This is a genomic window from Sinorhizobium sp. GQ132 (assembly GCF_059758575.1).
In genome coordinates this window covers 244,869-259,871 of record NZ_JCAXDX010000001.1, presented here as the reverse complement: position 1 = coordinate 259,871, position 15,003 = coordinate 244,869, and the positions used below count along the sequence as shown (strand labels likewise).

General features: G+C 63.9%; 11 protein-coding genes. 7 read left to right on the top strand and 4 right to left on the bottom strand.

Annotated elements, in window-relative coordinates:
• The first annotated feature begins 74 nt into the window (after positions 1-74).
• The 4 genes from AC6CIG_RS01095 to AC6CIG_RS01080 all read left to right on the top strand — a co-directional run bounded on the left by AC6CIG_RS01095 (position 75) and on the right by AC6CIG_RS01080 (position 4,691).
• Positions 75-1,538 (top strand): FAD/NAD(P)-binding protein, encoded by a 1,464-nt coding sequence (locus tag AC6CIG_RS01095; RefSeq protein ID WP_102764513.1) that lies wholly within the window; start codon positions 75-77, stop codon positions 1,536-1,538.
• A gap of 177 nt (positions 1,539-1,715) precedes the next feature.
• Positions 1,716-3,083 (top strand): NfeD family protein, encoded by a 1,368-nt coding sequence (locus AC6CIG_RS01090; RefSeq protein ID WP_018098350.1) that lies wholly within the window; start codon positions 1,716-1,718, stop codon positions 3,081-3,083.
• A 76-nt stretch (positions 3,084-3,159) separates the two neighbouring features.
• A complete protein-coding gene (locus tag AC6CIG_RS01085) occupies positions 3,160-3,930 on the top strand; it encodes a slipin family protein (RefSeq protein ID WP_018098351.1) in 771 nt (256 codons plus the stop codon).
• A gap of 275 nt (positions 3,931-4,205) precedes the next feature.
• A complete protein-coding gene (locus AC6CIG_RS01080; protein WP_127709493.1) occupies positions 4,206-4,691 on the top strand; it encodes an NUDIX hydrolase in 486 nt (161 codons plus the stop codon).
• Between the two features lie 24 nt (positions 4,692-4,715).
• Here AC6CIG_RS01080 and AC6CIG_RS01075 read toward each other — a convergent pair whose 3' ends face one another.
• Genes AC6CIG_RS01075 through nirB form a run of 4 tightly spaced genes read right to left on the bottom strand, consistent with a single transcriptional unit; the run spans position 4,716 to position 11,282 of the window.
• The gene (locus tag AC6CIG_RS01075; protein WP_018098353.1) at positions 4,716-5,846 is read right to left on the bottom strand and encodes a siroheme synthase family protein; all 1,131 of its coding nucleotides are present in this window, start codon (positions 5,844-5,846) and stop codon (positions 4,716-4,718) included.
• Complete coding sequence (locus AC6CIG_RS01070; RefSeq protein WP_127709491.1) at positions 5,818-8,475, bottom strand: nitrate reductase; 2,658 nt, start codon at positions 8,473-8,475, stop codon at positions 5,818-5,820. The genes AC6CIG_RS01075 and AC6CIG_RS01070 overlap by 29 nt, the downstream gene beginning before the upstream one ends.
• Before the next feature lie 2 nt (positions 8,476-8,477).
• Positions 8,478-8,816 carry a nitrite reductase small subunit NirD gene (gene nirD / locus AC6CIG_RS01065; RefSeq protein ID WP_018098355.1) on the bottom strand — a complete coding sequence of 113 codons (339 nt, stop codon included), beginning with the start codon at positions 8,814-8,816 and terminating at the stop codon, positions 8,478-8,480.
• A gap of 3 nt (positions 8,817-8,819) precedes the next feature.
• Positions 8,820-11,282 carry a nitrite reductase large subunit NirB gene (nirB, locus tag AC6CIG_RS01060; protein ID WP_018098356.1) on the bottom strand — a complete coding sequence of 821 codons (2,463 nt, stop codon included), beginning with the start codon at positions 11,280-11,282 and terminating at the stop codon, positions 8,820-8,822.
• Between the two features lie 738 nt (positions 11,283-12,020).
• Between nirB and AC6CIG_RS01055 the strand changes: the two genes are divergently transcribed.
• The 3 genes from AC6CIG_RS01055 to AC6CIG_RS01045 all read left to right on the top strand — a co-directional run bounded on the left by AC6CIG_RS01055 (position 12,021) and on the right by AC6CIG_RS01045 (position 14,989).
• Complete coding sequence (locus AC6CIG_RS01055; protein ID WP_102764500.1) at positions 12,021-12,998, top strand: C4-dicarboxylate TRAP transporter substrate-binding protein; 978 nt, start codon at positions 12,021-12,023, stop codon at positions 12,996-12,998.
• Between the two features lie 168 nt (positions 12,999-13,166).
• Positions 13,167-13,679, top strand: coding sequence for a TRAP transporter small permease (locus AC6CIG_RS01050; RefSeq protein ID WP_026168964.1), 513 nt, complete (start codon positions 13,167-13,169; stop codon positions 13,677-13,679).
• The gene (locus AC6CIG_RS01045) at positions 13,676-14,989 is read left to right on the top strand and encodes a TRAP transporter large permease (protein WP_018098359.1); all 1,314 of its coding nucleotides are present in this window, start codon (positions 13,676-13,678) and stop codon (positions 14,987-14,989) included. The genes AC6CIG_RS01050 and AC6CIG_RS01045 overlap by 4 nt, the downstream gene beginning before the upstream one ends.
• Positions 14,990-15,003 lie beyond the last annotated feature (14 nt).

The following is a 15,003-nucleotide window of genomic DNA, read 5'->3' as shown; positions in this document are numbered from 1 at the left end:
AAAGTAGCGGTCAGGCAAATTCAAACGGTAGACTCAACGACGACAGGGTCGTCGCTGCGCAGCAGGTCTTCGATATGACGGATGCCGTCGGCCATTACCTCACGCGCCCCACCGTCGCAATCATCGGCGGCGGCTTCACCGGTGCCGTGGTCGCGACGCACCTGGCGCGGGCTCGCGCCATGGATGGCTGGCAGATTTCCGTCTTCGAGCCGCGGGAGCGGCTGGGATGCGGCCTCGCCTATGATACCGCGGAGCCCGCGCATCGCGTCAATGTCCCGGCCGCACGCATGAGCATCGATCCGGGCGATCCCGACCATTTCATGCGCTGGCTCGAGCTTCGGGGCGAACCGCGCGACGATCCCGAGGCGCTTGCCTGCGACGGCCATCTCTATCCCGCCCGGCAGCTCTTCGGCCGCTATGTCGCCGAGACGGTCGCGCCGTTCCTGGAACACGGGCGCATCGCACACCATCGGGAGAGAGTGATATCCGTCGAGCGTCAGGGAGCGGCCTGGGCGGTTCGCGGCGACGGCGGGACGCTAAGCCGCGCCGACGTGCTGGTGGTGGCGACGACGCACCCGGCTCCGGAGGCTCCCGCAGGCGTAGGCGCCATCCTCACGGGGCACCCCCGCTACGTGCCGGATTCGACCGAGCCCGGCACGCTCGACAGAATCCGGGCCGGTGACCGCGTGCTGATCATCGGGACCGGGCTGACTTCGGCCGATGTGATCGCCACCCTGCGCAGAGGCGGGCATAAGGGGCCGATCACCGCCTTTTCCCGGCGGGGTCTGCGTTCTCGTGGACATGCCGACCGGGCGCAGGACCCCTATGGCGACTTCATCTCACGGCCTTGGAGATCGGCCGCGGCGTTGCTCTCCCAGGTGCGCCGGACGATCCGCGATGCGGAAGCCGAGGGCTTTACATGGCATGCCGTCCTCGATGCCCTCAGAGCACAAGGCGGCGAGATCTGGCGCAATCTGCCGATGAGCGAGCGGCGGCGGCTTGTCCGTCACGTGCGGCCTTTCTGGGACGTGCACCGTTTTCGTGTAGCTCCGCAAATCGATGCGGTCGTGAGCGCGGGGCTGAGGGACGGCGATATACGCGTCCTCGCCGGCTCGATCGCTCACATGGCGCGCGTCGGCGAGAATGTCGCGGTCACTTTCCGGAAGCGGCGGGCTGGCGGAAGGGAAGAAGGGGAATTCGACGCCGTGGTGATCACCACCGGCCCGGCGCACCGGTCGATCCTGCAAAGCCAATCCTGGCTGGATTCGCTCGGAGCCGCAGGTTATCTGCGCCCCGATACGGTTGGGCTGGGCCTCGCCTGCAGCGAAACGAGCAGGGCGCTCGACAGCGAAAGCAGGGAGGTGGACGACCTCTTCGTCGCCGGTCCTCTCGCCCGCGGCACCTTTGGCGAACTTATGGGCCTGCCGCAGGTCAACGACCACGCCATTTTCGTGGCGGCGCAGATAGCCGCGCTGGCGCAGGCGCGCCGAGTGCACCCGCGCGCGCCTCCGCGCTCGGCCGCGGCGCCGGCCCGCTGACCCAGCGGCGAGGACGATGCAACTTCTGCGGCAGCATGCATGCGGCATCGCTTACGCTTTCCGCGATTCTGCACTATATTAGGATGTGTCGATTTCGACGAAAGGTGGAGCGGGCGAGGTGGTTTGCAGCTATCCGCCAGTGCCCGCAGACGAGAAGCCGTGAGGTATCGACGGCGAATGGCCCGCATCCTCATCCTGTTGTTCAGTCTCCTGTCGGCCTTCACATTTCCTGTCACGCCGGTGCCCGGAGCCGAGCGCACGGCAATCGTCCTGCACGTCAACGGCGCCATCAGTCCCGCCGCGGCAGAATATGTGACGCGCGGTCTTCAACAGGCCAGGGATCGCGGTGCCGCGCTGGTGGTCCTGCAGATGGACACGCCCGGCGGACTGGATACGTCGATGCGCGACATCATACGCGCCATCCTCGATTCGCCCGTGCCGGTCGCGAGTTTCGTCGCGCCCAGCGGAGCGCGGGCAGCAAGCGCCGGCACCTATATCCTTTATGCGAGCCACATTGCGGCCATGGCCCCGGGGACGAATCTGGGCGCCGCGACGCCGATCGCCATCGGCGGAGGACTGTTTGGCAATGACGAGCAGGAAGGCGAAGAAAAGACGGGCAAGCCGGACGAGCCCGAACCGCGCAAACCGGCCGATGCCGGTGAAGCGAAACTCATCAACGATGCGGTCGCCTATATCCGCGGCCTGGCGGAATTGCGCAACCGCAACGTCGATTGGGCGGAGCGGGCCGTGCGCGAGGCTGCGAGCCTTTCCTCCGCCGCAGCCGCGCGCGAGCAGGTCATCGACTTCACCGCCGTCAGCGTCGACGACCTTTTGAAGCAGGCCCACGGCCGCCCCGTCCGCATCGGCCAATCCGACGTTCGGCTCGATACGTCCGGGCTCGCCATAGAGGATCTTCCGCCGGATTGGCGGACGCGGCTGCTGTCGGTGATCACCAACCCGAACGTCGCCCTCCTCCTGATGATGGTCGGAATCTACGGGCTCATCTTCGAGTTTCTCGCGCCCGGCACAGTGGTGCCGGGTACAATCGGCGGCATCAGCCTCCTGCTCGGTCTCTACGCGCTTGCGGTGCTGCCGGTGAGCTATGCCGGCGTCGGCCTCATCCTCCTCGGGGCGGGGCTGCTGGTGGCGGAGGCGCATGCGCCGTCATTCGGCGTGCTCGGCCTCGGCGGCACCGTGGCCCTGGTCTTGGGCGCTGCCATTCTCTTCGACACGGACATGCCCGGACTGCAGGTGTCCTGGCCTGCACTGAGCGGTATTGCGATAGCCAGTCTGGCGTTCAGCCTGCTGGTCGCGCGCCTCGCCCTTGTTTCGCGCCGGTACAGGGTCGCCACCGGCGCGGAAGAGATGATCGGCATTTCCGGCAAGGTCGACAGTTGGGCGGGCGCGGACGGCTATGTGATCGCCCACGGCGAGCGATGGAGAGCCGTCAGCAGTGAACCGCTTGGACCGGGCGAGGACGTCATGGTCGTCGGCCGGGAGGGCCTCACGCTCAAGGTGGCGCGCAAACCGGCTGGAGCGGGATGATGAAAAGCATGCGCGGTTTGCCGCCCGCGTCCCGCACCAACTCCCCAATCGACCACGGGGGAAAAGGAGACCGCTCATGACCTGGCTTGGAAATCTTGCGCCCTTTGCCGCCGCGCTCCTGTTCCTGCTGATCGTCATCGCCTTTGCGATCAGGATCCTCAGGGAATATGAACGCGGCGTGATCTTCACGCTCGGCCGTTTCACCGGCGTCAAGGGACCGGGGCTGATCCTGCTCCTCCCCTATGTGCAGCAGATGGTGCGCGTCGATCTCAGGACCCGTGTTCTCGACGTGCCCAGCCAGGACGTGATCTCGCGCGACAATGTTTCAGTGCGGGTCAGCGCTGTGATCTATTTCCGCGTCATCGACGCGGAGAAATCGACGATCCAGGTCGAGGATTTCATGGCCGCGACGAGCCAGCTCGCCCAGACGACGCTGAGATCCGTGCTCGGCAAGCACGATCTGGACGAGATGCTCGCGGAGCGCGACCGTCTGAACGAGGACATTCAGAAGATCCTCGACGTGCAGACGGACGCATGGGGCATCAAGGTCGCTACCGTCGAGATCAAGCATGTCGACATCAACGAATCGATGATCCGGGCGATCGCGCGCCAGGCCGAGGCCGAACGCGAAAGGCGCGCCAAGGTGATCAATGCCGAGGGCGAGCAGCAGGCCGCGGCGAAACTGCTGGAAGCGGCAGAAATTCTCGCCCGGAAACCCCAGGCCATGCAGCTGCGCTATCTCAGCACGTTGAATGTCATCGCCGGCGAAAAGAACTCGACGATAATCTTCCCGTTCCCGATGGAGATCGCCGACATGCTGGCGACGAAGAAGGAGGGTTCCTCCTAGTGCCTGTCGAGATCAGACCCGCGGCGGCTTGTTGATCGCCTCATTCCTGTGCTTGTCACAGGAATCCAGCCAGACCAAGTCCTTGGGCTGAAAGAAACGCTTCACGCGCCGCAGACGTGGCGCTGCTGGATCCCTGTGACGAGCACAGGATGAGGGGCGGAGAGATTGCAGGTCGCTGTAGCACTTTGAGCTGCTGCATGCTTTTGTCCATTGATCGGCTACAATCAATGGACACATGGATTGGCGCACGGTGCCGCTTCAGACAGAGGTCGAAAATGCCGAAGAGAAGTGCGGGCGTTCTGCTTTATCGATACGAGGCGGGCAACCTCCTGGTTCTGCTCGTCCATCCGGGTGGGCCTTTCTGGATGAACAGGGATCTCGGCGCCTGGTCGATCCCGAAGGGTGAGTATGATGCCGATGAAGAGCCGGAAGCCGCTGCGCGCCGGGAGTTCCTCGAGGAGACCGGCATCGCGATAACCGGCCCCTTGGAGCTTCTCGGCGAGGAGCGCCAGAAGGGCGGCAAACTCGTCACCGCCTATGCGCATGAGAGCGAATTCGACGTTGCCAGCCTGCGCAGCAACGTGTTCGAGACAGAGTGGCCGCCACGCAGCGGCAGGATGCAGGTCTTCCCGGAGGTCGACCGCGCCGGATGGTTCACGCTCGAAGAGGCGCGCGGCAAGATAAATGTTTCGCAACGGCCGTTCATCGATCGGCTGGAGGCTTCGCGGAACGCCAACCGCTCCGCGGGTTCCGCCTCCTGAGCTGTTGCGTACGCCCGATCTGCATCAATGGGCAGCGCGCAGGCCCGGCTGCGAGACTTCCCTCCCGCGGAAGGCCACCTGGATTACATCGGAACGGCAAGGTGCCGCCTCGACACCCGGCACGATCTCGACAGGAATTCCAAGGCTCTCAAGCGCTGCGATCTCCTCGACGGCACCGGCAAGCGCCATCGGGTTCCCGGACCGAAGGCGCACCACGCGTTTCCCTTCCCCGACGAGGGCCGCGATGTCTCTGCTATCCGTGGCGCTCGGCGCGACGGGGACGCGCCTTGCCTCCCGGCGCGCCAGTTCCAGGACGTCGTCAGGGATCCGTTCGTCAAAGAGGATCACGTCGGCGGCTTGCAGGGCGCGAATTGCCTTCAAGGTGAGGAGTTCCGCGTCGCCGGGGCCGGCGCCGACGATGGTGACGCGGCCGATGGCGGAGGGGCGCGTGACCAGACGATCCACCTCCGCCATCAGCCGCGTCTCTACACCCTCCTCCGGTGTATCCAGAAAGACCCTGTCGACGAAGCGCTCCCAGAAGGCGCGGCGCGCGGCACCGGGTTTCAGGCGCGCGTTCACGCGGTCGCGGATCGCGTGCGCCACCGTTGCCCACCGTTTGAGTGCCGGCGGCAGCAGGGCCTCGATCCGCCGGCGGATCGCCTGTGCCAAGATCGGTGCCGCGCCATCCGTTGAGATCGCAACGACCACGGGCGAGCGGTTCACGATCGATCCGAACTGAAACGCGCAGAAAGCAGGCTTGTCGATGACGTTGACGGGCACGCCGGCGCTCCGAGCGGCTCGAAAGAATGCTTCTGCGTCGGCCTGGTCGTCGCAATCGGCAATGGCGAGTGCGACATCTCGAAAAACACCCTCATGCCACGCCTGGTCGTGGTGAACGAGCAAGCCGTGTTCATGCGCGGGCCCACGGGCGAGGAGGTCGAGGAAGAGATCGCTCAGCGACGTCCGCGGCGCGTAGACGTGAACTTCCGCGCCGCAGGCCGCCAGCAGTTCGGCCTTCCAGGCGGCCGCATCGCTGCCGCCGGCGACAACGGCCCGTTTGCCGTTCAGGGGCCAGAAGAGCGGCAGCGTCGCGAGTGCGGTCACGCGCTGAGGCTTTTGGGCCGGCTCACTCAGCAGCGAGGGTGAGGCAGCCATTTATGATCCCCCTGATCTCGGCGCGGCAGGAGCCGCAATTGGTGCCGGCGCTGAGCCTCTCGCCCACCGCTTCGACGCTATGGCAACCGTCGCGGACGGCCGCAGTGATCTGGTTGACTCCGACGCTGAAGCACGAGCAGACGGTCGCGCCCGGATCGGGCGTATCGGCGCCCGGGCGCCCGGCGGTGACGGCAAAGCGCTTGGCGAGGTTGTGGTGCGAAGCGCCGAGCTGCGATACCGCCCAGCTGCGCGCCACGGCGACCGGCCGCGGAGAAAGGAACAGGCTGGCGAGCAGCCGGTCCCCTTCGAAAAAGGCCAGGCGAAGCTCGCCGGAGGTGCGGTCCGTATAGCCGATCGGTTCGATCTCGGCGGCGATCGCAAAGGTCTTCCGGCACCAGTCGAGCCAGTCGGCATTCGTTTCGGCGAAGGCGAGTTCCACCCGCCACCCGCCCTCGGCTCTGGCGAGCGCCCAATAGGCGGCGTCGAGTTCCCTTGGTTTACGCGCCGAAACCGCGAAGCCATAGGCGGCAGCCGCAAAGCGGCTCGCGCGGATCGGCATGTTCTTCGACGCAGGCTGGCCGGAGACCGGGTCGGTTACCGGCGCAACCAGCGCATCGATCCGCGCCCTGGAGGCGAACTGGTCGTTCCAATGCATGGGCACGAAGAGATTGCCCTCCGCCTGCCGGTCGGTGACCAGCGCCCGGACGATCGCCGCGCCGTGCGGACTTTCCAGAGTGACGAGGTCGGCGTCGCTGATGCCGACCGCCTGTGCGTCACCCGGATGAATCTCGACGAAGGGCTCGGCGAGATGACCCGACAACCTGGCGCTCTTGCCCGTGCGCGTCATGGTGTGCCAGTGGTCGCGCACCCGGCCGGTGTTGAGCGTGAAGCGGAAGGCATCGTCGGCGCTTCTTGGCCGTGGCACCTCGACGGCGACGAAGCGCGCGCGGCCATCCGGATGATAGAATTCGCCCTCGGCAAAGAACCGCCTTTCGTGCGGCGCGCTGCCCTTGGGCTGCGGCCACTGAAACGGCTTCAGGCCGTCATAGGCAGGGCCTTCGATCTCGGCGTGGGCGCTGATGTCGAAGTCGCGGCGTCCGTCGTTTTCGAAGCCCGAAAGCGAGGCATGCTCGGCGAAGATCTCGGCTGGTGAAACATGGGCGAAGGCCGCGGCGAAGCCCATGCGCCTGCCGACTCCGGCGAGTTGCCACCAGTCGGGCCGCGCTTCGCCGGGAGCTGCGAGAAAGGCGCGCTGACGCGAGATGCGGCGCTCGGAATTGGTGACCGTACCGTCCTTCTCGCCCCAGCCGAGCGAGGGCAGGAGCACGTGGGCGTGCCGGGCGGTGTCGGTGTCTCTCATGATGTCGGAGACGACCACGAAGGGACAGGCTTTGATCGCCGCTTCGACGGCATCGGCGTCGGGCATCGAGACGACCGGGTTGGTCGCCATGATCCACAGCGCCTTGATGCGCCCGTCGGCGACGGCGCGGAACATATCGACCGCCTTGAGGCCGGGCCTGCTCGCGACTGCCGGCGCGCCCCAGAAGCGCCGTACCTTGTCCCGGTGGAGTGATTTTTCGATGTCCATATGGGCGGCAAGCATGTTTGCCAGGCCCCCGACCTCCCGCCCGCCCATCGCATTGGGCTGCCCGGTCAGCGAGAAGGGCCCCATGCCCGGCCGGCCGATGCGCCCGGTCGCAAGATGGCAGTTGATGATGGCGTTGACCTTGTCGGTCCCGGCAGCGGACTGGTTAACCCCCTGGCTATAGCAGGTCACGACCTTTTCGGTCGTCTCGAAAAGACGGAAAAATGCATGAAGCTGCGTCGGCGTCAGCCCGGTCGTCTTGGAAAGTGACGGGGGATCGAGCCTCGATGCGGCCGCGACGGCCTCGTCGAAGCCGCCCGTGTAATTCGAAACGTAGTTCCGGTCGACCGCACCGCTTGCGGCGAGATGGGCAAGCAGCCCGCTGAAGAGGGCGACGTCTCCGTCGGATGCGATCGCCAGATGCATGTCGGCGATGTCCGCCGTCATCGTGCGGCGGGGGTCGATGACGACGATCTTCATCTCCGGGCGGTTTGCCTTGGCTGCGGAGAGGCGTTGATAGAGCACCGGGTGGCACCAGGCGAGATTGGAGCCCGTCAGCACCACGAGATCGGCGAGTTCCAGGTCCTCGTAAACGCCCGGCACGGTGTCGGAACCGAAGGCCCGGCGGTGGCCCGCGACGGAGGAGGACATGCAGAGCCGGGAGTTGGTATCGATATTCGCCGAGCCGATGAAACCCTTCATCAACTTGTTGGCGATGTAATAGTCCTCCGTCAGCAATTGTCCCGAGACGTAGAAGGCAACCGAATCGGGACCGTGATTGGCGATACTGTGCGAAAAGCGTTCGGCAACGAGATCGAGCGCCTCGCTCCAGCCTGCGCGACGGCCGCCGATTTCCGGATGAAGGAGGCGGCCGTCGAGATCGAGGGTCTCGGCGAGTGCCGACCCTTTCGAACAGAGCCTGCCGAAATTGGCCGGATGTTCCGGATCGCCCTTGACGCTCACTGCACCGTCATCACCCACGCGGGCAATGACGCCGCAACCGACACCGCAATAGGGACAGGTGGTCTTGACCTCTTGCGCCATGCTTATTCCGCCGCTGCCAGCGAGAGGCTCTCAAGAGCGACGAACAGCGCGCCATTGTCGTTGCGGATGGGGATCGTGCGCACCTCGCCCTCGTCGGCACCGAGCGCCTTGCCGGTCTCGAGCGAGATCACCCAGTTGTGCAGCGGGCAGGTGACGGCCGTGCCGTGCACGATGCCCTGGGAAAGAGGGCCCCCTTTATGCGGGCAATGGTCCTCGATCGCAAAGACCTCGTTCTCGGCGGTCCGGAAGACGGCGATCTTGCCGTTGGGCGTCCTGACGCAGCGGGCCCCACGCAGCGGGATATCGTCGATGTCGCCGATTGCAATCCAGTTCATGTTCATCGGTCACTCCGCTGCCTGATTGAAGCCGACCGTCGCCATCGGCCGGAACTCGTGCTTGTCCTTGCCGGAGACACGCTCCGACCAGGGATCGACCTGGGCGAATTTCTGGCTGAAGACGAAGCGGTCGAAATAGGCCCTGCGCTTTTCCGCATCCTCCATGATCTGCCGGCGGATCTCGTCCAGTCCGATGCGCTTTGCCCATTTGTAGATGCGCTCGAGATAGCGGGCCTGTTCGCGATACATCTGCGTCAGCGCGACGATATGTTCGAGCGCCTCGTCCTCGGTCCTGACCAGACCCAGAACCTCGGTGCCCTTGATGTCGAGGCCGGCGGCCCCTGCGAAATGGATCTCGAAGCCGGAGTCGACGCAGATGACCCCGACGTCCTTGCAGGTCGCCTCCGCGCAGTTGCGCGGGCAGCCGGAGACGGCCATCTTCAGCTTGGCCGGCGTCCAGGAGCCCCACATGAATTTCTCGATGCGGATACCGAGGCCGGTCGAATCCTGTGTGCCGAAGCGGCACCAATCGGAGCCGACGCAGGTCTTCACCGTTCTGAGCCCCTTGGCGTAGGCCTGACCCGAAACGAAGCCCGCCTGACCGAGATCGGCCCAGACGGCGGGCAGATCCTCCTTCTCGATGCCGAGCAGATCGATACGCTGACCGCCGGTCACCTTCACCAGCGGCACGTTGAACTTGTCGACGACATCGGCGATGGCGCGAAGTTCCTTCGCATTGGTGACGCCGCCCCACATGCGGGGTACGACGGAATAGGTGCCGTCCTTCTGGATATTGGCGTGGACACGCTCGTTGATGAAGCGCGACTGGTAATCGTCCGCATATTCGTCCGGCCAATCGCAGACGAGATAGTAGTTGAGCGCCGGGCGACACTTGGCGCAGCCGCAGGAGGTCTTCCATTCCAGTTCCTGCATGACGGCGGGAATGGATTTCAGCTTCTTCGCCTTGATCAGGCGCCGCACGTCGTCATGGCCGAGATCCGTGCAGGTGCACATCGGCTGCACCGCAGCCGGATTGTAGGTGTCGCCGAGCGTCAGCGACATGATCTGCTCGACCAGGCCGGTGCAGGAACCGCACGAGGCGGAAGCCTTGGTATGGGCGCGCACGTCGTCGAGCGAGGTCAGGCCCTTGGAGACGATCGCTCCGACGATCTTGCCCTTGCACACGCCGTTGCAGCCGCAGATTTCCGCATCATCCGGCAAGGCTGCAACGGCCGCCGTAGGGTCCAGCGGAGATCCCCCCTGATAGGCCTGGCCGAAGATGAGGGTGTCGCGCATTTCGGAGATATCCGTGCCGCGCTTCAAAAGGTCGTTGAACCAGGCTCCGTCGGCGGTGTCGCCGTAGAGCACGGTACCGATGATGCGGTTGTCTTTCAGTACGAGCCGCTTGTAGATGCCGGCGGTGGCATCGCGCAGTACGATCTCTTCGCGTCCGTCGGCATCGGCGAAGTCGCCGACCGAATAGAGGTTGATGCCCGTCACCTTCAATTTTGTCGGCGTGTCGGAATGCGCGAAGGCGGCGCGGCGGTCGCCGGCGAGGTGGGAGGCGGCGACGCGCGCCATTTCGTAAAGGGGCGCGACGAGGCCGTAGACCATGCCGCCGACTTCGGCACACTCGCCGAGCGCCATGATGTCCCCGTCGGACGTCTGCATTCCGGCGTCGACGACGATGCCGCGATTGACGGCCAGCCCGGCCTCCTTGGCAAGACCGGCATTCGGCCGGATGCCGACAGCCATCACCACCAGCGTCGCCGGAATGATCCGGCCATCGTCGAGCTCGATGCCCTGGACCTTCTCCTCGCCGAGGATGCGTTTCGTGTTCGCCTTGGTGACGACCTTGATGCCGCGTTCTTCGACGGCCTTCTGCAGGAGGTAGCCTGCGGCCGGATCGAGCTGGCGTTCCATCAGTGTCGGCATGACGTGCAGAACGGTGACGTCCATGCCGCGCGCCTGAAGACCAGCTGCCGCCTCCAGCCCGAGCAGGCCGCCACCGATGACGACGGCCTTTTCGCGCGATTGCGCCGCGAGCAGCATCGCCTGCACATCGTCTAGGTCGCGATAGGTGATGACGCCGCGCAGTTCCTTGCCCGGCACAGGGATGATGAAGGGCACCGAACCGGTGGCGATCACCAGCTTGTCATAGCTTTCCGTAACGCCGTGGTCGGAAGTGACGGTCTTGGCGTCGCGATCGATCGCAACGATTTTGTGGCCCTTGTAGAGGGTGATGCCGTGCTTGATGTACCATCCATCGCCATGGATGATGATTTCTTCATACTCCTTCTCACCGGATAGCACCGGCGAAAGCATGATGCGGTCGTAATTGACGCGCGGCTCGGCGTTGAAGATCGTCACGGCATAACGCCCGGGCGCCTTTTCGAAGAGCTCTTCCAGCATCCGGCCCGGAGCCATGCCGTTGCCGACGATGACGAGTTTCTCGAGTGCAGTTTCAGTCATGTGGTCACTCCGCAGCTTTTACGAAGCGGGCGCTCATAGAAGAATTCGAGCAGTGCTTCGCGGCAGTTCAGGTCGGTTCGATTTGGCCGGCCGAAAACCGGCATAAAAAAACGCCGCTCGGAAATTTGCGCTCCGGGACCGGGAGGAAACCCTTACGGAGGCAAAGACCTTGCGACGTCGGTGTCTTCGGCAGGCGTATGCGGCGCCTGGGCTCGCTTCAGTCGCCGTTGACCGAAGCAGGTGTAGAGATGCAAATGCCATGCCAGATCTCCGCCCGCCGGCCATCGCCTTGAAAAATCTGCAAAAGGCGGAAAACGCCCTTTGTCTTCGAAGTAAGCCCGTTGATTTAAAAATAAGCCGTTTGCGTGCAGTGATGAAATTTTGTGCGGTTCGCGTTGATCAGCCGATTGTGCACCTGTCTCGCCGCGCCCGTTCTTGCCTAACGCCGTCATCCTTCAGCTTGACCTTGGTCAGGGATGACGCTGTGAGAAGCCGGAGGATCGCGGGCTGAAGAAGGATTGACTGCAGGCGCTCCAGATCCCGACGGTCCAAAAAATTTATTTGGGAATGGATTGTTCGCGCAATCTGGAACCCTGGCGATGTGAAAAGCCTGAAGGTTTTCTTTGTCCTCATGGCCTTTGAGCGACGATTCACGGCTTGACGCCATTCGTTCATTTGTGAATATATTATTCAAACTTGTGAAAGTCCGGAGGCGGAGTCCGGAATAGGGAGGACAGCATGAAGACCTTGATCGCTGCGGCCGTAATGGCTGCATTGTCGTTCTGCGGCATTGCCAACGCGCAGGAATACAGCCTGCGATTTTCGACCTCGCAGGTGAATCCGGACGAGCCGATCATCAAGGCCATGAAAACCTATGCCGAGCGTGTCGGTGAGCGCTCCGGCGGACGCATCGCCATTACCGTCATGACGGGCGATCAGCTCGGCGCGCAGAAAAAAGTCAACGAGATGGTCATGAGCGGCGCAAGCCTGCTCAGCGCCACCGACTATGGTCAGCTCGGCCAGTTCGTGCCGGATCTATCGATCCTTGCCGGCCCCTATGTCTATCCGGATCTGGCGGCGACGGACCGTCTCTTCGCTTCGGATCTCTATAGGGACCTTTCCAGCAAGCTGGAGGCGCGGGGCATCAAGATCATCATGCCGAACGGCCTGTTCGGCTACCGCCACATCATCGCCAACAAACCGGTTCGCTCACCCGCGGACCTGGCCGGCGTCACCATTCGCGTGCCCTCCTCGCCGATCATGATGGCGACTTTCGGCAATTACGGTGCAAGGCCGACGGAATTGCCGTGGGGAGACGTCTACAATGCGTTGCAGACCGGGGTTGTCGACGCGGCCGAAGGCCCCTTCGGCTCGATAGCCGGAGCGAAGCTGAACGAGACCCGCAAGGTCATTTCGAAAACCGGCCACCAGATCATGTTCACGGCCTGGGTGGCTTCCAGCCAGCTCTTCAACAGCCTGCCCGAAGACCTGCAGAAGATTCTTCTGGAGGAAGGGCAGACAATTGCCAAAGAGCTTACGCAGATGACGCTGGACACGGACGATGCCTATGCAAAGCAGCTCGCCTCCTCCGGCGTCGAGATCGTGACCGATGTCGACATTCCGGCATTCATCGAGGCCTCGCGTGCAGCCTATGAGAAGGTGCCGAACATCACGCCCGGCATCTACGATCAGGTGCAAAAGGCGATGGCAGAGTAGGAGACGCCGTTTCGAGCGGGATGCGGGCGGAGAGACCGTATACACGTCATCCCGCTCTTGGACGCTGCTGCCGCGGGGGGCCGTCTTCGCCGGCCGGATCGCGCTCCGAACGTCAATCGGGCCCTGCATCGACGCCAGCTCGGATTGCCCCTCAACAATCGAGGCATCATGGAAAGCTCACGCCCGCCGGAGGAGATAATTCCTCTCATCAGCCTGCGCCGCGCCGATGAGGCAATCGGCGTCGTGGCGCTCCTCGTCATCGTCTTCTCGATCCTCTGGGGGGTCGTCAGCCGTTATGTCTTCCCCCAGCCGGCCGCCTGGACCTATGAGCTGGCGATGATGGCCTTCGCCTATCTCGTCTTCTTCGGTGCCGTCGCCGGCGTCCGTCTCGGCACGCACGCGGCGATCGACGTGCTTGTCGCGGCTCTCCCGGACAGCTGGCGAAAAGCCGTCGCCTGGTTCAACTATCTGCTGCTGGCACTCTTCTTCATCGTCATGACCATCCTCTTCGCGTGGCAGGCCTGGATCTCACGCAATGTGCATACGATCGCACTCGATCTGTCGCGCAGCCTGTCCTATGCGCCTCTGGCGCTCGCCTCTGCCGGGATGTTCGTCCAGCATCTGATCGTCGAGAGGCCCTGGACCGTCCGTCAGCATCGCAATTTGGAATCGTTGATATGACCCTGTTCCATTTGGCCGGTCCCTCGCTTCTCGTCGTCGTCCTGTTCTTGCTGTCGACGCCGATCACCTGGGCCATGGCGATCGGAGCGTTCGCTTTCTTCCTCATCAATATGGACATGATCCCGCTCGCCAATTTCGCCCAGGAAATGGCGGAGGGCAGCCAGTCCGTGTCCTTGTTGGCGCTGCCGCTGTTCGTTCTTGCCGGCTGCATCATGAACGCGTCCGGCATCACCCGGCGCCTTTTGGCGCTTGCGGACGTGCTTGTCGGCCACATGACGGGCGCGCTGGCGCAGATGTGCACCGTGCTCGGCACCTTGCTCGGCGGACTTACCGCATCTGCAAATGCCGATGCGGCGATGCTCGCCAAGACGCTCGGCGTCGAGATGTCGCAACGGGGCTACAGCCGGGCCTTTGCCGCGGTCATCACATCGTCGGCGGCCATCATCACCAGCCTCATTCCGCCGTCGATCGGTCTTATCGTCTATGGTTTTCTCGCGGAGACGTCCATCGGCCGGCTCTTCGCAGCGGGTGTGGTGCCTGGCCTCGTGCTGGCGACCGGGCTCATGGTCACCACCTATTTCATCGCGCGCAAGCGCGGTTACAAGCCGTTGCGCAAGGAGCGCGCCACCCGCGCGGAGGGCATCCGGGCGCTGATCGACGGGCTCTGGGCGCTGTCGATCCCGGTGGTGATCTTCGCCGGTACGCGATACGGTCTTTTCACGACCACAGAAGCCGGTGCGGTGGTCGTCGTCTATGTGCTCTTCGTCGCCGTGTTCGGTTACCGCGAATTCACCTTCCGCCAGATCCCGGAGGTGCTTGCCGAGGCGGTGCGCGATTCGGCCGTGGTCATGATCATGATCTGCGCGGCGGCAGCCTTCGGTTTCTATCTCGCCTGGGAGCAGGTGCCGCAGGCCATGTCCGGCTGGCTCGGCGAAGCCACCGACAATCCGCTCCTGATGCTGCTCCTCATCAACGTCCTGCTGATCGTCATCGGCACGGCGATCGAGGGGTCGGCGGCACTGATCATTCTGACGCCGATGCTGATTCCGATCATCGATGGCGTCGGCATCGATCGCGTGCATTTCGGCGTCGTGTTTATCACGAACCTGACCATCGCCGGCATCACGCCGCCAGTCGGGGGATTGATGTACATTTCGTCCATGGTGCTGAAAGTGCCGATGATGGCCTATGCCCGCGAGGTGCTGCCATACTTGGCGATGATGATGGTCATTCTCGTCATGCTGAGCATGTTCCCCCAGCTGTCGCTTTGGCTGCCGAACCTGGTCTATGGGACGACGGCGGTCCAATAGCGCGACGAAATACG